The 22282-nt window shown below is 46.5% G+C and carries 37 protein-coding genes, 1 pseudogene and 1 riboswitch; of the genes and pseudogenes, 26 read left to right on the top strand and 12 right to left on the bottom strand.

All coding sequences use genetic code 11. From position 1 onward, the window contains the following. Window positions 1-114: 114 nt before the first annotated feature. The 4 genes from EDM52_RS18440 to EDM52_RS18450 all read right to left on the bottom strand — a co-directional run bounded on the left by EDM52_RS18440 (window position 115) and on the right by EDM52_RS18450 (window position 2557). Window positions 115-1311, bottom strand: coding sequence for a site-specific integrase (locus EDM52_RS18440; protein WP_122910418.1), 1197 nt, complete (start codon window positions 1309-1311; stop codon window positions 115-117). Window positions 1312-1313: 2 nt separating this feature from the next. After that, the gene (locus EDM52_RS24770) at window positions 1314-1466 is read right to left on the bottom strand and encodes a hypothetical protein (RefSeq protein WP_183185179.1); all 153 of its coding nucleotides are present in this window, start codon (window positions 1464-1466) and stop codon (window positions 1314-1316) included. Between the two features lie 109 nt (window positions 1467-1575). Beyond that, entirely contained in the window at window positions 1576-1869 is a 294-nt protein-coding gene (locus tag EDM52_RS18445; protein ID WP_122910419.1) for a hypothetical protein, read from the bottom strand. A 61-nt stretch (window positions 1870-1930) separates the two neighbouring features. After that, window positions 1931-2557 (bottom strand): helix-turn-helix domain-containing protein, encoded by a 627-nt coding sequence (locus tag EDM52_RS18450; protein ID WP_122910420.1) that lies wholly within the window; start codon window positions 2555-2557, stop codon window positions 1931-1933. A gap of 141 nt (window positions 2558-2698) precedes the next feature. On the opposite strand from EDM52_RS18450, the gene EDM52_RS18455 reads away from it, so the two are divergent. From EDM52_RS18455 to EDM52_RS18555, 24 genes and pseudogenes are all read left to right on the top strand, one after another. Next, window positions 2699-2932 (top strand): helix-turn-helix domain-containing protein, encoded by a 234-nt coding sequence (locus EDM52_RS18455; protein WP_122910421.1) that lies wholly within the window; start codon window positions 2699-2701, stop codon window positions 2930-2932. 124 nt (window positions 2933-3056) lie between these two features. Next, the gene (locus tag EDM52_RS18460) at window positions 3057-3485 is read left to right on the top strand and encodes a hypothetical protein (protein ID WP_122910422.1); all 429 of its coding nucleotides are present in this window, start codon (window positions 3057-3059) and stop codon (window positions 3483-3485) included. 117 nt (window positions 3486-3602) lie between these two features. After that, on the top strand, window positions 3603-3896 hold the full coding sequence (locus EDM52_RS18465; RefSeq protein ID WP_122910423.1) for a hypothetical protein: 294 nt from the start codon (window positions 3603-3605) through the stop codon (window positions 3894-3896). A gap of 21 nt (window positions 3897-3917) precedes the next feature. Then, window positions 3918-4271: a helix-turn-helix domain-containing protein gene (locus EDM52_RS18470; RefSeq protein ID WP_122910424.1), complete on the top strand. Its 354-nt coding sequence runs from the start codon at window positions 3918-3920 to the stop codon at window positions 4269-4271. Between the two features lie 43 nt (window positions 4272-4314). Continuing rightward, a complete protein-coding gene (locus EDM52_RS18475; protein WP_122910425.1) occupies window positions 4315-5103 on the top strand; it encodes a hypothetical protein in 789 nt (262 codons plus the stop codon). A gap of 14 nt (window positions 5104-5117) precedes the next feature. Beyond that, window positions 5118-5522: an ArpU family phage packaging/lysis transcriptional regulator gene (locus EDM52_RS18480; protein ID WP_122910426.1), complete on the top strand. Its 405-nt coding sequence runs from the start codon at window positions 5118-5120 to the stop codon at window positions 5520-5522. Continuing rightward, window positions 5509-5913, top strand: coding sequence for an ArpU family phage packaging/lysis transcriptional regulator (locus EDM52_RS18485; RefSeq protein WP_122910427.1), 405 nt, complete (start codon window positions 5509-5511; stop codon window positions 5911-5913). Before EDM52_RS18480 ends, EDM52_RS18485 begins: the two co-directional genes overlap by 14 nt. A 22-nt stretch (window positions 5914-5935) precedes the next feature. Next, on the top strand, window positions 5936-6580 hold the full coding sequence (locus EDM52_RS18490; protein WP_122910428.1) for a hypothetical protein: 645 nt from the start codon (window positions 5936-5938) through the stop codon (window positions 6578-6580). Then, window positions 6577-6813 carry a hypothetical protein gene (locus EDM52_RS18495; protein ID WP_122910429.1) on the top strand — a complete coding sequence of 79 codons (237 nt, stop codon included), beginning with the start codon at window positions 6577-6579 and terminating at the stop codon, window positions 6811-6813. The genes EDM52_RS18490 and EDM52_RS18495 overlap by 4 nt, the downstream gene beginning before the upstream one ends. Before the next feature lie 39 nt (window positions 6814-6852). Next, window positions 6853-7008 carry a hypothetical protein gene (locus EDM52_RS24775; protein ID WP_183185181.1) on the top strand — a complete coding sequence of 52 codons (156 nt, stop codon included), beginning with the start codon at window positions 6853-6855 and terminating at the stop codon, window positions 7006-7008. Window positions 7009-7027: 19 nt separating this feature from the next. Beyond that, complete coding sequence (locus tag EDM52_RS18500; protein ID WP_122910430.1) at window positions 7028-7360, top strand: hypothetical protein; 333 nt, start codon at window positions 7028-7030, stop codon at window positions 7358-7360. Between the two features lie 11 nt (window positions 7361-7371). Beyond that, window positions 7372-7539, top strand: a complete 168-nt coding sequence (locus EDM52_RS24780) for a histone H3/H4 domain-containing protein (RefSeq protein WP_183185183.1) — start codon at window positions 7372-7374, stop codon at window positions 7537-7539. A gap of 105 nt (window positions 7540-7644) precedes the next feature. Then, complete coding sequence (locus EDM52_RS18505) at window positions 7645-8334, top strand: hypothetical protein (RefSeq protein ID WP_122910431.1); 690 nt, start codon at window positions 7645-7647, stop codon at window positions 8332-8334. A gap of 29 nt (window positions 8335-8363) precedes the next feature. Further along, entirely contained in the window at window positions 8364-8579 is a 216-nt protein-coding gene (locus tag EDM52_RS18510; RefSeq protein WP_122910432.1) for a hypothetical protein, read from the top strand. 418 nt (window positions 8580-8997) lie between these two features. Further along, window positions 8998-9255: a hypothetical protein gene (locus EDM52_RS18515; protein ID WP_122910433.1), complete on the top strand. Its 258-nt coding sequence runs from the start codon at window positions 8998-9000 to the stop codon at window positions 9253-9255. Window positions 9256-9589: 334 nt separating this feature from the next. After that, window positions 9590-9979: a hypothetical protein gene (locus tag EDM52_RS18520; RefSeq protein WP_122910434.1), complete on the top strand. Its 390-nt coding sequence runs from the start codon at window positions 9590-9592 to the stop codon at window positions 9977-9979. Between the two features lie 155 nt (window positions 9980-10134). After that, window positions 10135-10404, top strand: a complete 270-nt coding sequence (locus EDM52_RS18525; RefSeq protein WP_122910435.1) for a hypothetical protein — start codon at window positions 10135-10137, stop codon at window positions 10402-10404. Window positions 10405-10586: 182 nt separating this feature from the next. Then, window positions 10587-10814 carry a hypothetical protein gene (locus EDM52_RS18530; protein WP_245997122.1) on the top strand — a complete coding sequence of 76 codons (228 nt, stop codon included), beginning with the start codon at window positions 10587-10589 and terminating at the stop codon, window positions 10812-10814. Further along, window positions 10807-11078, top strand: a pseudogene (locus tag EDM52_RS25740) (nucleotide-binding protein); the annotation flags it as partial. The gene EDM52_RS18530 and the pseudogene EDM52_RS25740, both read left to right, overlap by 8 nt. 111 nt (window positions 11079-11189) lie before the next feature. Then, window positions 11190-11405 (top strand): hypothetical protein, encoded by a 216-nt coding sequence (locus EDM52_RS25745; protein ID WP_415783070.1) that lies wholly within the window; start codon window positions 11190-11192, stop codon window positions 11403-11405. A gap of 137 nt (window positions 11406-11542) precedes the next feature. Next, entirely contained in the window at window positions 11543-12631 is a 1089-nt protein-coding gene (locus EDM52_RS18540; protein WP_221175561.1) for a hypothetical protein, read from the top strand. A 38-nt stretch (window positions 12632-12669) separates the two neighbouring features. Then, window positions 12670-13563 carry a hypothetical protein gene (locus tag EDM52_RS18545; RefSeq protein ID WP_122910437.1) on the top strand — a complete coding sequence of 298 codons (894 nt, stop codon included), beginning with the start codon at window positions 12670-12672 and terminating at the stop codon, window positions 13561-13563. A 12-nt stretch (window positions 13564-13575) separates the two neighbouring features. Continuing rightward, window positions 13576-13911, top strand: a complete 336-nt coding sequence (locus tag EDM52_RS18550) for a hypothetical protein (protein ID WP_122910438.1) — start codon at window positions 13576-13578, stop codon at window positions 13909-13911. 47 nt (window positions 13912-13958) lie between these two features. Beyond that, window positions 13959-14162, top strand: coding sequence for a WYL domain-containing protein (locus EDM52_RS18555; RefSeq protein ID WP_245997113.1), 204 nt, complete (start codon window positions 13959-13961; stop codon window positions 14160-14162). Between the two features lie 274 nt (window positions 14163-14436). Here EDM52_RS18555 and EDM52_RS18560 read toward each other — a convergent pair whose 3' ends face one another. From EDM52_RS18560 to EDM52_RS18575, 4 genes are all read right to left on the bottom strand, one after another. Further along, a complete protein-coding gene (locus tag EDM52_RS18560; protein ID WP_122910440.1) occupies window positions 14437-17118 on the bottom strand; it encodes a hypothetical protein in 2682 nt (893 codons plus the stop codon). After that, on the bottom strand, window positions 17099-17437 hold the full coding sequence (locus EDM52_RS18565) for a hypothetical protein (protein WP_183185185.1): 339 nt from the start codon (window positions 17435-17437) through the stop codon (window positions 17099-17101). Before EDM52_RS18565 ends, EDM52_RS18560 begins: the two co-directional genes overlap by 20 nt. Beyond that, window positions 17395-17841: a hypothetical protein gene (locus EDM52_RS18570; RefSeq protein WP_122910442.1), complete on the bottom strand. Its 447-nt coding sequence runs from the start codon at window positions 17839-17841 to the stop codon at window positions 17395-17397. Before EDM52_RS18570 ends, EDM52_RS18565 begins: the two co-directional genes overlap by 43 nt. A 307-nt stretch (window positions 17842-18148) precedes the next feature. After that, a complete protein-coding gene (locus EDM52_RS18575; protein WP_122910443.1) occupies window positions 18149-18337 on the bottom strand; it encodes a hypothetical protein in 189 nt (62 codons plus the stop codon). A gap of 177 nt (window positions 18338-18514) precedes the next feature. Between EDM52_RS18575 and EDM52_RS18580 the strand changes: the two genes are divergently transcribed. Both EDM52_RS18580 and EDM52_RS25550 read left to right on the top strand, forming a co-directional pair. Beyond that, a complete protein-coding gene (locus EDM52_RS18580; RefSeq protein WP_122910444.1) occupies window positions 18515-18739 on the top strand; it encodes a helix-turn-helix domain-containing protein in 225 nt (74 codons plus the stop codon). A 395-nt stretch (window positions 18740-19134) separates the two neighbouring features. Further along, entirely contained in the window at window positions 19135-19497 is a 363-nt protein-coding gene (locus EDM52_RS25550; protein ID WP_338068331.1) for a helix-turn-helix domain-containing protein, read from the top strand. A gap of 130 nt (window positions 19498-19627) precedes the next feature. Here the strand turns inward: EDM52_RS25550 and queF are convergent, their stop codons facing one another. Genes queF through queC form a run of 4 tightly spaced genes read right to left on the bottom strand, consistent with a single transcriptional unit; the run spans window position 19628 to window position 22050 of the window. Beyond that, entirely contained in the window at window positions 19628-20125 is a 498-nt protein-coding gene (gene queF, locus EDM52_RS18595; protein ID WP_122910446.1) for a preQ(1) synthase, read from the bottom strand. Window positions 20126-20162: 37 nt separating this feature from the next. Then, window positions 20163-20888 carry a 7-carboxy-7-deazaguanine synthase QueE gene (gene queE, locus EDM52_RS18600; protein WP_276330130.1) on the bottom strand — a complete coding sequence of 242 codons (726 nt, stop codon included), beginning with the start codon at window positions 20886-20888 and terminating at the stop codon, window positions 20163-20165. Beyond that, on the bottom strand, window positions 20885-21373 hold the full coding sequence (gene queD, locus EDM52_RS18605) for a 6-carboxytetrahydropterin synthase QueD (RefSeq protein ID WP_122910448.1): 489 nt from the start codon (window positions 21371-21373) through the stop codon (window positions 20885-20887). The genes queE and queD overlap by 4 nt, the downstream gene beginning before the upstream one ends. After that, window positions 21373-22050: a 7-cyano-7-deazaguanine synthase QueC gene (queC, locus tag EDM52_RS18610; protein ID WP_122910449.1), complete on the bottom strand. Its 678-nt coding sequence runs from the start codon at window positions 22048-22050 to the stop codon at window positions 21373-21375. Before queC ends, queD begins: the two co-directional genes overlap by 1 nt. Before the next feature lie 78 nt (window positions 22051-22128). Continuing rightward, window positions 22129-22172, bottom strand: a riboswitch (PreQ1 riboswitch). Window positions 22173-22282 lie beyond the last annotated feature (110 nt).

Genomic DNA, 22282 nt, shown 5'->3' on the forward strand with positions numbered 1-22282 from the left:
TCTCCGGGTAAATACCCTAAGTATTAAACCCTTGATAAATATGGGGTTTCGATCACCTGAACAGGGAGTTGTTGACGGATTGTTGACGAAAAAAGGAGCTGCTTTTGTGGCTCCTTATGCTTTTTTATTCTTCATCGGTATGATGCTGTTGAATTTATTAGCGGCTTCCTTGTCAGCTGTTTGAAGGGCATGTCCATAAACATTCATGGTTGTAGTAATACTGGCATGTCCAAGTCTTTCAGATATGACTTTAGCATGAACTCCTTGACTGATTAACCAAGTAGCGGAGGTATGGCGTAGGGCATGAAAACGGATATAACGTAGCCCGTTCTTCTTGAGGAATCTCCTAAAGTGCAAATATGGCGTTTCGGGATGAAACGGTTTTCCGTCGGGGTTACAAAATACAAAGAAGTGATTTTCCCCGGCCCACTTGTCACCCATTTGGAGACGTACCTTTCGAGCATAAAGATAGTACTCTTTCAACTGATCAATCAAGTCATCAGGTAAGCTAATTTTCCGCTTGGATTTTTTTGTTTTTGGCTCCGTAATGATCGGTTCACCATTGATCTGTGTAGAAATGCTCTGTTTAACTTCTATGATACCGTGATCAAGGTCAACATGACTCCACTCCAGGCCGACGAGTTCACCTCTGCGCAATCCGGTTGTGATTGCTAGCGTAATTAACATGCGCCATTGTATCGGCTCTTTCTCGAGTGCTTCGAAAAGGGCTGCTATATCGTTTTCGTCATATACGTCAATATCGTTGTATGTTTCTTTGGGTTTCTTTACACTCGCAGCGGGGTTCTTTTTAATGAGTTTCCATTCTTCGGCGCGGGACAATACGTTATTGAGTACACGGTGAATATAGCGCACTGTTCCAGGAGATAATCGTCCGGCGCTACCATCCTGGCGACTTCCTTCGTCACTTAATTCTGAGATGAATTTCACGATGTGAAAGGGTTTAACTTGATCAAGTCGCATGTGCCCGAAAACAGGCAAAATACGGTTTTTCAAGTGTCTAAGGTAGATGTCAACAGTTTTTGGACCTATCTCTTTTACGGCATATTTTGTACGCCATTCCTCAACAAATGCGGCAAAGGTCATCTTTTCCGGTGCAATATATTCACCAGCTTCAACTTCCATTTTGAATTTGGCCAGCTCAAGTTCGAGAAAGTCTTTGGTCTTTTTTGGAGTAAGCTTGTCCGTTATTCTTATCGTTCGGGTCCGCTTGATTCGTTTTCCATCTGGGCTGTATCCTGCTTCAACGACGAGCAGCCAAGAGTTTTCTCCACGTTTTTGAATACTTGCCACGTTTATTCCTCCTTTCCGTAATACACCTCAAGACTTATTCCATATTTCGTTTTAGCAAAAGTTTTTAGGGCTGATATTAGCCATTCCTCAATCGGTAATATGCCGTTTTGCTCAGTGTAAGTGAACTGAGTTTGCTTTCTTGCTTTCCTCTCCATCAATTCTCCTCCTTTACTGCGCAATACTGTACGCAGAGTAGTGGGTAGCGACGTACCACTCCCGGGAATACGGGACTAGTTGAAATCAAAGGAAGTTTTCCGTTGATTATTAGGTGAACTTTTGTACAGCTTTTTTGTTGTTTTTAAATGTTCTTGATACGATTTTGTGCAACTCATCGGATGGTTTTTGTTTCAGCACTTCGGAAACATCTGAACTGTTAACTTTTTTTCCGTTTACCTGAAATCCTAATTCATTCATTATTTTCGCTACTTCATTGACGTTCCCATGAATCGCGTACTCGCGAATTATATTGGTCTCAAAGGTACTGGGCTCGTAAGACTCCACTAAATCTACAAAGTATTGAAGTTCGCTGATTAACTTTTTGGCATCGGCTAATTTCATTGGTTTGCCTCCTTGGAAAATGAACTGTTATCACAAGTTAACTAGACGAATATAAAGCCGGTTAACCAAGGTCCTTCTGATCTGGATATATTCTGTTGAGCATGTCGAGTATTAATTTTCGGTCATCTTCAGTGAGAGGATTACCTTTGTATGTAATGTTTGTTTGTTCGAGGTATGTACTTAACTCCAAATAAGAGTTATTCATTTTATTTGCAGATGTGTTACCAGAATTCTTAAGCGTGACAATAATGTCTGTGAGCATTTCTTGCTTCCATTCTTGCCGCCAGCTGCTGTTCTTCATTAGTTCTCTTAGACTGAGGGGTGAAAACTCAAAGTCTTCTTCGAGAATTGCGTCATATTTCATTTTTAATGGCTCAAGTTTCTCAATTAAGTCCACTGAAAAATCCTCTCCAGTAATTTCAATAATCCCCTGCAACATTCCGTTTAATATTGCTTGATAGTCTTGATTCGGTAAATGCCCAGCTTTTTGCATTAACACAAAAAAATCTGCATTCAACGGCCCAGATAACTTTCTTAATAGGTCAGGGGAGGGTATACCCTTTTGGCCGTTTTCGATTTGCGACAAGTAGGGGTTGGAGTACCCAATAAGCTTTCCGAGTTGGGTGAGTGTCAAGTTTTGAGCTTTTCTTAATGATTTAAGATATCTCCCGAATTCTGTTGGATCCATGGAACCACAACCTTTCTCTTTACTAGCTATTATAAACAAACTTGCTAAAGGCAAACAAATTAAAATATAAAACTTGTTAATTCTTGCTTATAGTAAGAATTGGTGTTATAGTTTGCTTATAGCAAGAAAGGTGGTGGCAAAGTGAAGATAAAGGTTAAGGACCTGGATCATCTGAATGAGCTTTTACTCCGCAAAGGTTTCACTAAAACTAGCTTCAGCAAAGCAATTAAGTTATCACAGCCGATGACGATTCAAATTACCAATGGGGATCGTCATCCAAGTCCACCAGTGGCAAAAAGAATCACTGATACTCTAGCAGTTGAATTTGACGACATTTTTGTGATTGTTAAAGCTACTGGAGTTACTGCCGGGTAATCACTTGAAGTATTTGGAGGGGGGACGTTTTTGCGAATCAAATGCGGGACATGGAGGCGCCTTTCAATGGGAACAAAGCTGCAATTACTCAAAGCGGCAGCTCGCAGAAGGGGGGCGTTAATCAATGATCTTTCTGTCTGATCACATGAAAGAGACTGCTGACATCATGGCTGGTTATATAACTGGCAGGCTGTTTGTTGAAAACGGGACAGTAGGGATTCAACGGTCTAATGGGCAAGAACTATATCTGGGGGAAGGCGATCACATCGAGGTCCGCAACGGTGATGAGTATCAGCCTGTTACAACTTGGGACGCATTGACAGCAAAAACGGTTGAGGGATGGCCGCTCTATGCTGGACTATACGCGAGGGTGAAACAAATGGAAAAAGAAACGTTGACTGTCGTAGAGGTTTCGGACAGCGTAACAAAATTGATTTATGGGATCTATTTCAGCAGAGAACTTGCAGAGCAGGCAGTGGCGAAGTCAGATAAAAACTGGTGGAGTGGCGAACCGGTGTACAAAGAGTTGAAAGGCGTGTCGTGCGAAATCTAAAACGCTGGAATAAATGCGAGTGACATACGAGGAGGCACAAATACCCAGCTATCATCAGCTTACTTGAAAAACGTGTGTCAACTGCCTTGAAATTCACGATAGAAGGAGAGGTAAGAGATGAATTATACCAACGAGGAAAAGGAAACGGTTTGCGTATATGACTACATTGATGGGATTTGGGATGTTTATAGCTGCGTACCTCGCCATCTGACGAAGCTACGCAAGATAGCCGAACCTTTTTGGGAGGAAAAAGACGGTGACCGTGTCACAGCTGCTAGGTGGAAGCTAAAAGGCAGTCAAGTCCGTTTTGCAGTTGAGATCGTTTCAAAAATGACGTCAGAACAAAAGGAAGCATCTAGGGCGAGAATGAAGCGAATGCGCGAAAAACGAAACGATATCGTCACGAAATAAAAGGTATAGGTGGTGAGATCAATGAGGGGATCCAGAGGAAGAACAAACCGATCCATCAGCCCAGCGGTTATAGTACATACAGCTCAGCCTGCAGAACATCAACCTGATCCAAGCCAGCTCATCCAGAAGTTGGCCCAGGAGATGGCACAAGCGTTAATCCAACAGCAGCAGGTGCAGCCAGTGCAAAATAGACGAAACACCCTTACGGTGAAAGAAGCGCTTGAGGAAGTGTTCGAGAACTCCATTTCGGAGTATAAATTGTACTCGATGCTACGGGCAGGGACTATTCCTCACGTGAAAATCGGTGCCAAGTATTTACTGCGTAGAGACACTTTGGAGGCTTGGCTGCGACAACAGGAGCAGGGATATCGATAATCGTCAATTTTTTCCGGTGGAAACATGAAAGAGTGGTGGTGATGTGGAGGGAGGAGCGTTTCTTACAAGTCGTGAGGTGTTCAAAAATCCAATTTGGAAAAGCATAGTTGAATTTCGGTTATTTTTCTTGATCTATGGCAACGCAGTGTTTTCAGACGAAGGCGTACGAGTTGCAGATGACCTTATTCTACAACGTGGTCAATGGCTTCGATCTACGAGAAAGCTGCAAGAGGACCTAAAATTCATTGAAAATCGTCAGGTCAAAACTTATTCTGTGTCCACGATAAACCGGACCATCAAGAAACTAGTTGATATGCAGAGGATATGCACGAAACAGCACCAACTTGGAACAGTGTTCACAGTACTAAATTACGAGCAGTATCAAGGGTTTGACAGCTATAAGAAGACAGAACTCGGAACGGAACTTGGAACAGTCGCGGAACAACCGCGGAACAATAATAAGAATGTAAAGAATGATAAGAAAGAAATATATACTCCGCAATTCGATGAATTTTGGAGTGAATATCCTCGGAAAGTATCAAAAGCCGATGCAGCAAAAGCATGGAATGCCCTAGTCAAATCAGGAGTTAGCATAGATGAAATCATGGCAGCGACCAGAAACTATGCAACTGAATGCCAGGGAAAAGAGATGCAGTTCATTAAGCATGCAGCTACTTTTCTCAAAAGCGACCGTTGGAAAGATCATTTGTCATCAGACAAGCCCTCGACTTATAAAGCAAAAAAAGCTGATCCTCGAGACAAAGAGATAGGATTTCAACGCTGGGTACAAGGAGGTAACAATCCAGAGGACTATAACTGGGGAGATTCTTAGAAGGAGGATGTGATGTGAGGGCACTAGTAGATAAAACCACCTTCAAAACCGTTGAAGAAATGCTCAAACAGGCACAGTTTTTAAAATACATCAATCTAGTTGGCGTGGCAGAGGACAAGCAGCTAGATGACGAAATCGTTCTACAACGCAAGCAGTTCGTTGAACGGATCGAAAAAGCAGTTGCACTCCTTGCTCCAAAAGAAATTCGGCTGATTACGGAGCGGTACCTTTCTCAGGATGGGAATTACGTCAAGGATTACGAAGTTTATGAGGCTATGCAGATTAGCCAGTTCACGTACTACAAATATAAAAATAAATCGATGAAAAAGCTGGCTGAGATTCTAGGCATTAGCTCGGAGGTTCCAGATTCTCATTGGTGTCCACTTTGCAATCGAGGTGTTACCAGTGAAAGGGGTTGATGAGTTACATAAGGGTGAACGAAAAGCAATACTTCAATCTGTTGAATCCCTTCTTGAGAAGTACAGGCTTTGCAAATACCTAATTCCAGAAGACGGCCAATCCATTAGATCAAATTATGATATCGAATCACTGGAAAAGCATCGTACATTCTGTAGAAAGATTGAACAGGCTGTCAGCCAGCTACCAGATCGTGAACAATTTTTGATTAAAGAAAGGTATCTAGGTGTCAATACCGATTATATCACCGACTATAGAGTGTATCGCGATCGTTTCAATCCACCGATCAGCGAGGGTACTTATACCAAAATCAGGTGGAGAGCCATGTGCAAACTTGCGATCATGCTTGGCATTCTTGAGGGTGACGGCAAACCAAACTGTACTATGAATTAATTACGAGAAGGCGGTGTAGTGGATGTACATTCAGGAGATTGAAAATAGAGCAGCACAGCTAAAAGAAGAATTGGGCGGGAAGATTTTTGCTTTCCCCGTAGATGAAGCCGATCCATTTTCCAAGTATACGATCACGATGGATTTGGGTGGCAGCAACTTTAAGACATATCCGAAGCCTCTGATAATTAACGAAGTTGCTGCTTGCGTAAAGACGCTTCTGGAACAGCTGAAAGAGGAAGGAGTTGATGTTGACTATTCGAGGGATGTCCGGTTTATCTCTTACCAAGCTCAAATGGACGCTCCAGACGTGACGATGCATCGGTTGAAGAAGTCCAACATCGAAAAGCCATTGATGGAGAGCGGCGTGGACGTTATGCCGAATCCAGATGATCCCGAAACAATGCTTTTCTCGGCGCGGGGAATTCTCAAATACAGCATGCTTGAAATGCTTGATAAAAACCCGAAGGGCGCCCGATTCATGGATGAATATTTTAAGCTCTTGGCTTCACGAAGATATGGTAAAACGGTGGCAGCTATCAGGCAGGAAGTTCGTCGGATGAGCAAGTCAGAAGCGATTCACTGGGTGGAGAAGACGTATAAGCGGTACATTTCAGACAGTCAGGAAATTATGAACATCATGCAAGTAATCGGTGGTGTTAGATCATGAACCATAGTAAGCGGACTATCTGGCTAGCTGTCAACTCTGAACACGGCGACCGGCTGGTTGAAATAACACAGGAGCATACCCGGCTTGCCCGGGAATTGATCGTCGAGCGCTATCGACTCTCTGAGCTGGAGATCGAGATTTATAAAGCACGTATCGAGAAATTGCGACTTGAACGGGAAAACATCCTGCAGCAGTTTGTTCAAACGGAGGCTGAACTAGATGAAAATCCTTAATTCTCCACAAAGGCGATACGCAAAGCTGAAAAACGGTATTTGAACGTTGTCAACGAATATACGGAGCTTCGTCTTCTGGCTGCTGAAAAGCCGCTTCTGTCAGAAAAAGAGTTTCAGAAAATCGAGGCTAGAATAGCCAAGTTGAATGATGAAATGGATGACATCACACAAGAGCTTGCGCAGTTCAAACTGTAGAGAGGGGGTGTTTGAGGAAATGGAAGAGGTTTTAGTAGAAACATGGTCGGGACGTAACAAAACCAGGCTCTTTCAGGCCATTTTGCTGGAAGGCAAATACGCAATCTTTAGCAGAATGGGCATCGTTGAGATGATGGCAGTTGAACCAGCGAAGGAGGACGGGGTTTATAAGCCCATGGAGGTGAGAGGTAATTACACTTTGTTTCTTGGTACAGGCGGACGGAGTATCTCTGCTCTAAAGAAGTACGCAAAGCGGATCCTGGAGATGTCAGCATTTGAGTTACTAACCAAGCACTATGATCCTGTGGAAGAAGTGTATTTCATTCTCAGTGATAAGAAGCCGAGGTTCTAGGAGGCGACCGAATGGATAGTAGAAAGACGATTGACGTTGATGATTTGATCGCCGTCATGAAATCCCAGGGTAGGGATACGGGCAAGATAGAAAGTTTCTTAGGAGAGGTTCGTGAAGACAGAAAAAATACCCCCACTACTGCCAATAGTGAAGGTATCCAGATCAGTAACATCGTTTGAAACTAGGTTATGCTTCCGCAATAGATTTTATAACACTACAGTCTGTGATTGCTAGATAAATTTTCAATTACGGTTCCACCCAATCAAAACAGAGGAGCGATGAAGATGTTTGGAAACAAAACGTTACAGCAACATGTCAATGAGTTTTTGAGTAAAGTGAACGAGCAGGAAGGGAAGATCCGTTCAAAAATTGAGGAGCTGGAATTTCTATTCGATTCCCTCACAGATAAGGTTAAAGTGCAAACTGCGGCCATGATTGAATTAGAAATAGCCGGGGATAATGCGGGTGCTGAAAAAATCATGAAGAGTAATCGCCAGCTGCGTTTACAGATCGATGAAATCAAGGACTCCATTCAAGGATATAGATCTCAGTTAGGGCAGGGATATCAATTAGGAAAGGAGCTGGACAAAGTCAAAGCTGCCGCCATTCAAGCGGACAAGGATCGTGTGGAAAGAGTCAATAATCTCCATAAGCAAGGGGAGCAATTAGCGCAACAAATAGCAGATTTGAAGATGAAACGAGAGCAAGTAATGTTGGATTGGCGAGTATCCTATTCAAGAACGACTGAAATGGATTTAGTAGGGATCGCTTCCTACATTGATCCAAGAGCGACCGCGTTGTCACTTACCGAAAAAGAGACTTTGATTCGAAAATGGATGAGTGGAGAGACGATTGAAGATTTCTTCAGTAAATCGGATGAATATAAAGGTCCCATTATTAGTATTGGTGATCCGGGAACATCTGTTGAGTACAGGCCGCCACAACACGGTGGAAACAGCATTCCACAAGTTTAAATACCATAACAATACTGGAGGAAATTTCAATGGAAAATCGGTCTACAGAACAGAACAGAATCAAGGAGTTGGAAAGGCTTAGAACTCCACTGAACAACCACATTATCGAAGCTGCTATTAAAGCATTAAAGAATGCTGAATATATTGACGTAGATCGTGTTAGAGGTGAGTACCACCTCAATGAAGGGGAGGCTATTGTCGCGGAGATAGAAAAGTTAATGAAAAGCCGTGGGAGAAGATTGTAAAGCAAAAGGAAAATAAAACTCCCTGAGTAGTATATTGGCATTTCGTCTAAAGATACAGAACGGGGTGAAAGTAATGGCAAGAACACTAGAGCAAAAGTCCCTAGAGCGTATGTGTTTCACACAGTGGAAAGCTAAGAACATGAGCAAGCAAGTCGGTTTGAGCTTGCCACATAAGCATCAGGATCAGAGCATTATTAAACGCAGAAAATAATAAACATGGAACAACGGATTAAACAATATCAGCCGATCCAATAAACCAGAAACAACCGCCTACGGGCGGTTTTTTTATTGACGACCGTATATTACAGGAAAAGGTCTCGGATTTTAACAATTACCACATGTTGGAGGAAGAATAGTAAAATAGTAACAGGAAATGACTTCCTTTTGTCGAATGATGTAGGCGAAAGGAGGTGGGACCATGACACCTGAACAAAGAAATCAGAAGAGACTAGAATTGCTAAAAGACTTGTATGACCATCATTTCCAAGATGGCGGCCGTACTGCACAAATTAACATTGAAAAAGACGGAAAGATTGATAATGAGCTTGTAACAGCAATCCTATACCTCAATGATAAAAACCTAATTGATAGTAAAATTATGCACAGAACCGCATACCAAGCGAAAATTACAGCATACGGTATCGATTTGATCGAGCAGGGCGGTAGTTTACGATAAGCACCCACAAGGTGCTTTTTCTTTTGCAACAAGCGACTGTACTCCACGTAGAGTACGGACAGAAGCGCCAGCCCTTGATACATAAGGCTTTTACGGCAACCGCACTCCACATAGAGGACAGTCACGACCGTACTCCACGTAGAGTACAGAACCGTACTCCACGTAGGGTACAGTAGTGTACTCCACGTAGAGGACAGTCAAACTTTTTTCTTCATTAGAGCGCGATGCCTAAAGAAAATATTAAAGAAAATATTAAAGAAATATACTCGCGACAATGTCACTCGTATTTTGAGTGGCATTTTTTATTTCAGAGAGAAGAGAGGGATCAACAGCTATGAGTAATCGAGTTAAACAGATTAAAAGCCACCTTGAAGAAATCGATCTGAGCATCAAAGAAATATCGAACACAGGGAAGGGGATCGATGATGAGCGTATGTTTTGTACGTTAATGCAGGCAAAGTCAACAGCGCTGCTGGCATTGGTACAAGCAGAAGAGCATGAGCTGATGATGAAGCCAATCGTGAAGTACATCGATCAAGGCAAGGTGATTACCAGCTATCACGTCAAAGGATTCCAGCCGGTAAAGGATGAGGAAGGCGTGTCATTCTTTATGACCCAGGGACACGATCAACAGTTCATTCAAATGAGTGGCAACGTTGACGTTATCGAAGTATCTGGTATCGATGTGCAAGCTGTTAAGGATAGGCTGGGCATAGGTGATTAGGAATCGCGGGTCCTTCTGGAGAGGATAGAGGCTAGCGGGTCTAGCGAGCCCCGAAATCCCGCTAGATTTTATTTTTGAAAATCACTGGCGCTTTCGCCTGGGCACTGGTTAAAACAGCCGATTCTAAAAATTTGACTTCATCTGATGTCCTAAAAATGAACACTGATGAAATTCATGCCAAAAACGAAAGTGAGGTGGAAGATTTGGCGAAACCAAAGGCGAAGGCCGAACAGTTGAAAATCAAAGAGGTATCCACTTCTGAATTGGCGGAAATTGTAGGCAAATCACCGCAATGGATACGCCAATTGACGAGAGAAAAAGTACTGAATCAGGTAAGCAGAGGCAAGTACAGTCTGGGAGAAGCAATTCAAGCGAACTGTGAGCATATTTCTGGTGGAAAAGAAGAAGAGCAGAGGACGCGATAAATTCGACACAAAAAAACAAGGCCGTGAAGCTGCTTGTGGAGCCAGCATTGTTTTCTGGACAGTTGCAACTGCGCGCACTATGTACCCAATGGTCTAGATCATCCCGGGCGAAGTGACGGATGTAAAAGAATCTGGCTACCTCGGGCTGTCCCGAGGTTCGTGGAAAAGAAGGTAACTTCCTGATCAGTACAGAGGAACAGGCAAAAGGGCATGAGTTCCACTATTCCACCTATTCGACAGAGGCTGACTTGCCACACGCCTATGAGACGAGAGGACTGCGAGGAACCAAGCCGAAAGGGTACGCCGAAGGGAATTTGATCGCAGGCTATACACATCTGCATTTCGGGTCGAATCCAGAGCTGGTAAAAAGGTGGCTGAGCCGCTGCGTGGAGGGGGGAGCGCCTGCATAAAAGCCTCCCGTTGATGATTCAGGGTACGAGCTGGATGCCGGAAAAACGATTGCAACAGCCCTGTGCCGCATTTTTTCCCAGGATGGCTACAAGACGGCTCCGTTCAAATCGCAAAACATGGCGATGAACTCGTACGTGACCTTGGATGGAAAAGAAATCGGGCGAGCGCAGGGTGTTCAGGCAGAAGCAGCGGGGATTTTGGCCACGACAGACATGAATCCGATTCTGATCAAGCTGACTCGTGACTCCGAATCGCAAATTGTCAGCCCGTGCTTGGCGTAGTCTCGTTCATTACCAACCTGTGGATCGACGCGGAAGACTCTCATACTACCGTTACCAGGCCAGCGGGGGGCGCTGAGTCGGGTACAGGGGGAGATGCCGCCCGACATCGACATCACCGTGCTGCGCAACCCGTGCATTTCCAATTTTACGGGCGTCGATCCGTTCTTCGTGGAGCCGGACTGCCGTCTGTGCTTTGTGACTCGTCTGGAAGAGCTGGGAGAGCCGATCTTCCCTGCCGTTGACGTCCTTGCCATAGTTCAGGGCTACAAAGATTTAGCTGGGGTGTTCGTCGCCACAACCTCGTTGTGAAAATTGATATACGAACTCCATATTTTCATTAGTAATCAAATGCAAACCAATTGCAAACAATGACCAATCAGAATAAGAATTTTCTTTGCTTAGCTTGTATGTTTGTGCCATAATATGTAAAAAGATGCGGGGGTATCATGATGCTTACTATCCAGAACCTAACCATGCTAAGAGATGTCATTAGCCTTCCGAAGGAATCGCTAAAAGAAATCTGTACGAATTTAAACTTGCCATCTGTTGGGACCAAGGATGATTTAGCTTATAGTATTATGGGTAGAATAGAAGGTAATAGGAGACTACAGAATATCGCACTGGAGAGTGTTAGGGATAGGATTCTTGCCGGGAAAACAACAGTTACTTGGTATTCGTCAGCAGCACAAAACTCCTTGCGCGGTGCTAAGGAATTGATTATACGAAATTTCCATCAGAATCCTTTCGAAGTCATAACCGTTCCTGACCCTGGTGATCTCACAAGTACGCCAGTGTTATTCAGTGCAGCAGAAGGAGACTCGCCACATGAATATTACTTAAGATTTATGTGGAAGTCTGGTGTTCGGCGAGACTATTATACTGGGACCACTAGTCCTATCCAACGAATCTGCAACGTATATATAAATGAGGAACAAGGTGCAGTCGAAATTAGAACTGAGCCAAAGTCAGCAAGGGAAGTTGCACAGGTTCTTTTTTCGCTTATCCAACAAAGGACATTTATGGAAGAGACGAGAATACTTGCCCCCTTCGGTGCGGATGTAGAACGATTCGCAGATGCATTAGGTGGCGAGTTTATTGATACAAGTTCGAAACCAGGTCTATTATTGGATGAGTTTACGCAAGAACAGGGGGAAGCGATTGTTCAAATTCTTGAAGGCTTGAATGATTATTTCGAGACAGAAGATATTGCTGATCTTGAAGATAATCTTGCCCAGGCAAAAGATGTTTTTGGTGATAATTTGCTCGAGACGCCTTTTACAGCCATTATTTTGGCTGGACTACAACGCGTTTCCATGGGTTCCGACAAAGAATTACGGGGGCAGCCGCTTTATGATTTTCTAAGTCCCTTTTTGCAACATCAAACTGGGTTCATCCGGTTTCGCTACCCAGTAAACGGGGTATTCCAATCGCATACCATCAGGGTAGGGTTAGTTTCAAATAGTATTTATTTCAATACACCCGCAACTGAAGAGGTTATTAAACACGTGCGACAAACGATCACAGCTGTGGTATGATGAGTATTGCCATCGAGTCAAGAAGGGAGGATAGCTTTATGTCAAGCAAATGGATGGTTGATAACTGGGTCCAACGAAAAGCATTGGGTCTTACCAAAAGGTTTTATCCAACCTCCTTGATGCAAGACTTAGAGTTGCCTTTGGGAGTTATTTTTGAGCGCCTCCTTGAGCTGACGAAGGATGGTAAAATTGTACTTAAGTGGGAGATCAGATGTCCGAATCACTATTGTGTACGAACACTGGACACTTTTGACACAGTCCCATCTCAGAAAGAGTATACGTGTGATTGTGGACAAGAAGTAGAAGTGTCTCCAGAGGTTATTTTTCCTATATTTGAGATTACTGACGATTTAAGAAAGTACGCGAGAGATATTAGGCAAGGAGAAGTAAAAAAAAAGTCTACGCGTACTAATACAAGTGTAAATCCGCCCCCATTGACCCAAAAAGGGATGATTACTCCAGCGAGTATGTCGATGCTTCATGAGTTGTTCCCTAGCATTGCTGAGATGCTTGACAAGCCGACGGAGATACATCTACATCAATATAATTCTGAAGGGGATATGCACTTGACTACTCATGGCCCTAAATATAACATTGGGAAAATTGACGCCCCTCAAGGATCTGTTCAAGTTGGCGATTACGGAAGTGCTACAACGTATAATACAACTGCCGCTGGTTTAGTAGATGCAAAAAAAGAGCTGCTTGAAGCCATTCAAAATTCAGATATTCCTGAAGAGACCAAACAGGAGTTATCAGGTGCAATTGATTCAATCTCCGAAGAAGTTGCCAAGGAAAAACCAAATAGGCTATCACTAAACGGTATGTTGGACGGGCTAACAAAAGCAATAACAACATTCGAAAAAACGCCTGGGCTGATCACTGTGTATGAGAAGTGGCAAGCTTTTGTTAGCAACTTTGGTATACAATCTTAAGATAAAGACGACATGCAGCGATATGAGTATAAGGGCCAAGCCCTCATTCTTAAGCCCTCTGGTGGAGAGATCCGCTGGAGAGGCTTTTTCTATTTTTCTGGGGGCATCGGTATGATAGAGACAAAGGAGAGTGAGATCCAACATATTTTAAAGGACTGCTGTCCTAGTTATGAACAAATGATGATGGAAGATGGTTGGGGTTACAGCCACGCATCGCTTGATGCTGTTGAACGTGTTCTTCCTTTGACGCTCGGCCCTGGCGCACAAGGATCGCTTATTTCCTTATTAGGAGAACAAAGTTGGCCAATGTTTAGTTCGCCAGAAGGCGGCGGTAGCGTGTTCCACTGAAAAGTGGGGTATTTTTTGCTTGAATAACGAAGAACATGGAGAAGGAAATGCAACGAGCAACAGATCAACATCAATATATTCAGATCATCTACCTTGGCAGCAACAGCCAGACAACGAGGCAAACTTTGCGTCCGTTGGAGATCACTGGCGACCGCCTGAAAGCATACTGCCTCACACGGCGAGCACCAAGTTTCATTGCCATTGGCAATATCTTTGCTGTCCAGCCGGTGGTGATCCGCCATGCTGTCTGACATCAAGCACAATGTACTGCGGGTCATCGCCATTTACTCCACCGGGCGGCAAGTGATTATTTTGACTCGTAAATTACTTATTGCGTAAGTGAGAGTAACATTACTTATTTCTAATTAGTATTGTTACTTAGTCGAAGCCAAACGTCATATTACTAATACGAGTAATATATGGGCAATCGTATCTGTAATTAGAGGGGAGGCTACGAGTGAAGGAGCAGAAAAAAGTGGAAAGGCTGATTCGTTCTCCGAAAAAGAATGACTACCCGTCTCCGCATTAAGCCGAGGCGGGTGTTCCACTTTCTTTGGCTGCCATCCTGGCTTCCGCGCGGGCCTGTGCTTTGCGTGCGGCTTCCTCTGCAGCTACTGCCTGTGCTTCTTCTGATTTAGCAGCATACCAGTCATTATCTTGAGCAGCATAGCGTGAGCGCTTTGATTGGATGGTGTCCCGCACTTCTTTCCATGGGCGCCCGTAACGTTCAGCACTCTGTTGCCAAGCGTAGCTACGGTTTTTGACCTCTGGTGGCGGTGGTACCATGTCGGCTATAAAGGCTGGGCAGTCGGCACCGGATGGAAGGCGTACCTTGTTTACGGCCCGATGCTTATCTGGCAGGGACTCGTACAGCACCTTCGCGTCATCGTAGGGCTTGAGCGCGTGGGCGAATCGCGATAACTCGCTCAAACGTTCAGTCTTGTAGCTGGTGATTTGGGCGCCACCGTCCAGTAGCGCCTGAGCGGCTGCGCCCATTTGATCGATAGAATGGTTTGTATACAGTTGTTTCACGCGATATTTCCGAAACTCTACAGCCGTTTCACTTGCTCGATCCTCAATATAGTCAATTACCTTGTGCGCTTCGTCCCACCATTTTAGACATGGCTTGCGCAGTGTCTGGTCCTGATCAATCCGGCTGTAGATGTTGAAGTTTATTTTATCGTCGAAAAATCCCAGGATAACGCCTTGGTACTCCTGCCAAGCGTCAAATGATGCTTGGATGCAGACGACATGGCCGTATCCGCCTTCCGGGTTATCCATGATTCGGCGCAGGTCAAAGATAGGTTTCCCGTCTTCATCTAGCTTTGGCGCTTGCAAGAACAAGTTCGCCAGGAAAGGGGTAGAGGACAGCGCCTTAACGCGGGCCATGATCGGGTCGATAATTGCGTTTACACTTCCGCTTGCTGCCTTCTCCTGCAGGTGGAGGAGGTCGCGTACAACATCTGGATGCGTTTGTACTTCTGCTCTACCCAGTAACTCCTGGCGATATGCGGGCGACGTCAGGGCAAGTTCCAGATCGAGAAAAGACCAGCCCTTCCGGGTCGTAATCGCCCGCATGCAGGATATGACGTACTGCTGCATCCGGTCGGAAAACTCGCCCGTCTTGGATAGGCCGTTGATAAAGCCGACGAAACGGGCGGTCAGGCGTTCGCTGATCTCCAAGGCGGCCAGTTCTTCGTCTCCACCTGCTGTTGCAAAGGTGCGCCCGTATACGTCGTCCCATCCGAGTGGCATTGGTCTAGCCTTATTATCTAGGTTCAGAAGGTGCAACTTTTCATCCGGATAATCGGCGGGCAGACAATTCACAAAGTTACGCAGCACCTGGCCGTCAGCTGTGTCGATCAGAATAGCCGTGAAGCCAGCCATGACCATATCGTAGGCCCAGACCGTCCCGAAGCCTTCCGACTTACCGCTGCCCTGTTTGCCCTGGGCGAAGGTCGTCGTACAAAGGGCGTCATAGACCGCCTTCGTTGACATAGCCGCCCAGCCTGTAAGAGGAATGCGGGCAAGCTGCCGGACACCCCTGGTCGTCACCCAGCCAATCCGGACATGCTTCATACCGTCGCCCTCGACCGTCAATTCTTCCGGCAGCTGGACTTCCTTGTGGCTGCGGTTACGGACCTGTGGGAATTCTTCCAGTAGGCTTCGTCCGGGCAGCTGCATGATTTTTCCGGCTTCGTCGCAACTCACACGCAACGGTTTGAAGCGAATGGAATATCCCTTGCGGGTTTCGATCGCGTCTAGGAACTGCGCGGTCCATTTTGCGGGCACGTCTGTGCGCTCCAGCTCGTTGTCAGCGGTCAGGTCCTTCCAAGCGTTCGCGATGGTGTAGGCAGTGTCCCGTCTCCGGGTACGGTCCTCTGACTGAACGGCGACCCGCAGCCAGGCTTTTAGGACGTCGTCGCCCTGCTTTCGCTTCGTGGCGTTCGTCATGTCGGCCTTGATCCGGGACGCTTCGCTGTAGCTGCCGCGCTCCTTCCTGTGCTGCTCCAGGCGTTCCTTCTGTTTCTCAGTTACTCTGGTCAGCTTTAGAATCTCGTACCTGGCCTTTTCGAAGCCTGCATGGATGGTACGCAGGATCTTGTTTCCCAGGCTGGGATTCGGGACGTAGCCTTGATCTAGTAGGTTGTGGGCCTGCTTCGCTTCCTTGTACCAGCCCAGTGGATCCGTTGGTTCGAACATGGCGTCAAAGATGGCGACGTCGTCACCCTCCAGGGTACGGACAGCTGTCAACAGCGACGGTAGCGGGTAGTTGTTGTCCTTGTCGGTTGCCAGGCTGAAAATGTCGTGCTTGCGGTAATGCAATTCGGTGCAGAAGGTCTTCTCCGGGACCAGCTTCGGCAGCTGGTCCTTGACCTCCTGGATCGTGATTCCGCTGTCGTAGATCGCTTCGGCCTTACGCAGAACCTCTCCAGCCTTCTCGCGGGGCAGCAGCAGGTAGAAGGCGACGTCATTCGGCCGCATGATGATACGGAAGTTGCAGCGGTAGGGGCTGGCTTCTTCAAGGACCCGCCCTTCACGGAACCAGCTGCGGCGTTCGCTGGGCTTTCGGTAAAAACTCGAGATAACCTTCCCCAGGACGTACGCCTGGTTATTCCGTATGCTGGGCGTCGCCGTGATCTCATAAACCGCGTAATCATCTGCCTTCCGCTCGTAAATGACTTTTCTACCGATTTTTACAATCATCCGAAGATCGCCCCCGTAGTATCCAGAATGTCAGGTTGCCCCAGAATATCGCTTTCTTCGGCCACTCCGCACCAAGCGCCCATAGTCCAATCAGTAGGCAGGTCGCGATCGCAACTGCGAAGAATGCGTCCGGGCTTACGATGTAAGCGCCCAGGGCGTCCCACCAATGAACGGGATTTATCCAGTAGACGAATACGTCCCAGGCGTCGGCTGCCTGATTGACCTTGTCGGCTGCGCTGCTGATTGACTCGATCGGGTTTCCGCTGATCTTGACCATCATTTTCCGACCGCCCCCGTTCTTTGTTCCAACTCTGTCCAAACGTCTACGCCCAGACTCGCATCCAACTCAAGGAAGAGGAGTGGTACCAGTAGGATCAAAACGTACCCGATGATTCCTTTGAGGACCCGGCCCTTCCAGTCTGGCCAATCCAGCCAGGCTTCGACGATTCCCCAGATTGTCACGATGATGCCGCCCCAAAAGGCTCCCTGCTGCACCAGTTTCAGCAGACGGATACCGCCGCCTATGCCATTCGCAGCAAAGGCAGTATGAGGAAGAAGCGCGATCGCCAGGGCATAGCAGACAGCCAGATACGCTTTTTTATTCCGTTTCAGGTGAGCGATAGCACGATCTAAGCGGAGGGCAGTCTTCTCGTCTAGTGGCGGCAGCTGTGTGCCGCACAGGTCCTGAATGGTGTTCCCGTTGATGCGAATTACCTTTACCATCCTGATCTCCTCCTCATGGATAAATTTTCAGTAAGTCGGGAATGCTGGGGGAGAATACACGAAAGGAGTGTGGCGAAATGCCAGTAGCAGCTCTGATCAAAATTGGAATTGGTATCGGAATGATGATTTGGGGAGCCCCAGCTGTTTTTGGAGGATAATTTTTCTGCAGGTTCAGCGAACAGGCATAAAGCAGCCCCCCAATGCATACGCTGTGAGTAACGCATGCGTACACGCGAGTAACGCAACAGCTCCATAGCCAGAGTCTACCCACCGCCAAACTTGGCGGTTTTTTTGTTTTCTGGGTCTGTTAGCTTCCGTATCTTCGGTTTTTATACGGTTCGATATCAATACCCCTTTGAGCCAGGCGTGAGAGAGCTGCAGGCATCAACTTCCCCTTTGCCCACCCTGAGAAATTGATACTCTTCGCGTACTCGTGCATTTCTTTCTCCAGGAGATCCTCAGTGTTAAATACAATAGGCTTTCGTTTTTCACCCATGTGCTGCACCTCCAAGTGATGTATAGCACCACATTGCGATGTGTTGAGGGGAGAGCAGCGGTGTGGTGCTGTGTTACTATGTGATGCGGAAGGGATTGTCCATTATTACGCATTTTTCAAACACTGCTAGTATACTTTTCTGAATGTTTGTCCAAGATATGGGTGAGGTGATAGCTCATGTTTGGGCTTGGAAAAAAGAGATCCCGCTTGGGCAAATGGTTAGACAGTAACGATCTGACACAAGGGTGGCTCTGCTCAGAATCAAAATTGAATAAAGCAACGATCAGTCGATTGTGTGCAAGCGATGACAACATGCCGAATTTGAAGACGATCCAAAAAATACTGAAGGCGCTTCGGAAAGTTGATCCGAACGTAAAACAGGATGATTTCTGGATGATGTAACGGTCCGTGACGACATCGATTCGTCTTTGTAGAGAGGGTCAAATTTGACACCCTTTGCTTCAAGACCAATCCTCACTCGCTGGATAGAAAGCAAACCAAGCAATCAGTTCAAATTTGGTGGATAGTAGGTAAATCCATTTTTATGGACTTGCTAAAGCTACCTGGCAGTCATTCCGAAGAAAAAAATTTACATGAGGTGAATTTAAATAATGAGGATCCATACTAGTTCAGGTGGTGTGAGGAAAATTGAATTTACGGTTACAGAGACATTTGGAACGGAATGTAGTTATGAATGGTTTGCACGTCAGGTCAAACAGTTGGCTAAGGACAAATATGGGATGGAGATAGAAGTAGAGATTAACCCAAAATACAGGCGACAAATTAGGTGAGTGGGGATGGAGCACAACTTCCTTTCAGAAAAACAAGTTTCAGAGATTGAGGACAGGTATAAGAGTCTGCAGAAGCTCGTGATGATGGATGTGGATGTTCTGATAAAAGAGGTTCATGCGTACCGAGAGCTACTTCAGAATATTGAGAAGGAAAAACCTAAGGTATCCGAGATAGGAAGTATTGAAGATGATTTACTGGCAGATTATCACCATGTGCTTACTCCCAAAGATATTCAGAACATCCTAGGTATTGGTCGTCGGCAAACATATGAATTAATGAATTCGGGAGAGCTTCCAGTCGTAAGGGTTGGGCGGTTAATGCGAATATCAAAAAGTACCTTTATACATTGGTTAAAGGGGCAAAAATAATAGGGATGTTGTTGACGATCTGTTGACGAAATGCGTCAACAACAGTGATTTTAATCTACAACCCAACAATGTGAGAATAAGAAAAACCCTTATTATATAAGGGTTTCCTCATTTTGAACTACATGCAACTCTACCGATTATCGACTTTCTCCGGGTACAGATCATGATTCATCATCCGGAATTGCGCCATCTCCTCGTACTTCGTGCCCGGCTTGCCATAATTGCAGTACGGGTCGATCGAAATACCACCACGTGGAGTGAATTTGCCCCATACCTCGATGTAACGGGGCTCCATCAGCTTGATCAGGTCATTCATGATGATGTTGACGCAATCCTCGTGGAAATCCCCGTGATTGCGGAAGCTGAAGAGATACAGCTTGAGCGACTTGCTCTCCACCATCTTGATGTCCGGGACATAGCTGATATAGATCGTAGCAAAATCAGGCTGCCCGGTGATCGGGCAGAGGCTGGTGAATTCCGGGCAGTTGAACTTGACGAAGTAATCCCGGTACGGGTGCTTGTTGTCAAAGGTCTCCAATACACCCGGATCGTACGTGTAGTTGTAGGTCGTTCCCTGGTTGCCCAGGAGAGTCAATGAAGACAAGTCTCGTTCTTCGTGGTTTGCCATCTATCTTATTCCCTCGTTTCTTCCTTGATTCTCATCGTTATACGCCACGCTTGTTGCCCCAGACCAAGGCGTGCAGCTGTGGCAGAACCTTGGCATCGTTCATGTCTGCTGCTGACATGGCCTGATCGATCAACCATTCAAAAGACTTCAACAGCTTTTCGCGCAGCAGGTCGGTGTTGGCGTCCGTCAGATCGCCATTGCCTGGCTGCAGGTAAAAAGGCACCGCAGGGTAGCGGCTGTGGATCCTGCGCGCATAGGCAAAATCTTCGTCATTGAACACAACGACTTTCAGGCTAACCCCATCATGACCGCCATCGACGAGCCGATGGACGATCTGATCCAGCATGTCCAAATCCGTTTTCATCCCGGAGCTTGGCGGCTTGGGTGAGATCGTGACGTCATCGATTTGCATGAGCCAATCCTGCCATCTGCTGCCTTGTGTCTCCACGGCTGTACGAATCCCTTTTTCCTGCAGCAGCGACACCAATGCCCCGATGCCCTCGATCAGCGCGGGGTTGCCGCCAGAGATCGTGACATGAGAAAAACGGTCTTCGCCCAGCCGGTACAGCTCTTGCCAGATGGCTTCGGCGGACAGAAGCTGGATCTCATCCCGAGCAGAGCCATCCCAGGTAAAGGCGGAATCACACCAGCTGCAGCGGTAGTCACACCCTGCGGTGCGCACAAACATCGTTTTTTGCCCGATGACCATGCCTTCGCCTTGAATAGTCGGCCCGAAAATCTCCAAAACAGGAATAGGGTTCACTCCATCATCCACTCCCGTCTCGCTTCGGCATAGCTGGTCGGCGTCTCGAACAAGCGAACGAATTCGACACGAGCTCCGTTGTAGTGGTCGCGATAAGCTTCTGATTGCAGCTGCTGCTCCATCTGTTCGAACAGCCAGACGACCATATTTTCTGCCGTGGTGTTCATCGCAGGCAGCATTTCGTTGAGATAGCGGTGATCCAGGTAGATTTCGATGTGTTCCTTCCAAATCTGCTTGATGTCGCCAAAATCGATGACCAGTCCGATTTCGTCCGGATAGCCGCTGATCCCAAATACGACGGTATACGTGTGTCCATGCAGGTTCTTGCATTTTCCTTCGTAGGCGTGCAGGTGGTGTGCCGCGTCGAAGGTAAACTCCTTGCTCACAAGAACGCGCTTGTTGTGGTAGCGAAGCTGTGATCTATCAATATGGGTACCCAAAGTCTGCATGCGGTCGACGATGCGAAAATCGAAGTTGGCGCTCATCAGACAGTGGTCCCTTGTTCATTTTTTTCGGAAAGGTAGGTATCCAGTCCGGCTTTTCGCAGGTGGCAGGCAGGGCATTCCCCGCAGCCGTCACCCTTGATGCCGTTGTAGCAGGTGAGTGTTTTTTCGCGGATATAGGTGAATGCACCCAGATCGTCGGCGAGCTTCCACGTCTGCGCTTTGTTCAGCCACATCAGCGGCGTGTGGATCACAAACGGGTAATCCATCGCCAGATTGAGCGTCACATTGAGCGATTTGATAAACGAGTCGCGGCAGTCCGGATACCCGCTGAAGTCCGTCTCGCATACGCCAGTCACCAGATGGCGTGCGCCTTTTTGCTTGGCAAAGACGCCTGCGAACGAGAGGAACAGCAGGTTGCGACCGTCGACGAAGGTGGAGGGCAGCTGGCCTTCTTCCTGAGTGATGTCAATGTCGGTGCGGGTGAGGGCATTGGGTGCGAGCTGGTTCAACAGGCTCATATCCAATACCGTGTTGTTCACGCCAAGCTCCCGGGCAATTTGCTGGGCGCATTCGATCTCCAGCTTGTGGCGTTGCCCGTAGTCAAACGTGATGGTTTCTACTTCGCCGAATTGTTGTTTGGCCCAAAAGAGGCAGGTTGTACTGTCCTGACCTCCGCTGAACACAACGACGGCCTTTTCTTGTTTCATGCTCTCCATCTCCTTTTTTTTAAGTGGAAGAAAGAGAGTTCTTGAACATGCTCACAAAAAAACAAAACAATACCAAAGGTACTGTTTCCCACCTTAGTTTTTTATAGAGGGAGTTCGCGAACCTCTCCCATGCGGCAGCATGGATTTCGTGTGTGGTTGGGGCAAGCGGATGCTGCCCACGAACATTATACATCATTAGGAGTGTGACTTGAACTATATATATTTACTCAACTTTCGCAGC

Origin of the sequence: Brevibacillus invocatus, from assembly GCF_003710915.1 — a bacterium.
GTDB lineage: Bacteria > Bacillota > Bacilli > Brevibacillales > Brevibacillaceae > Brevibacillus > Brevibacillus invocatus.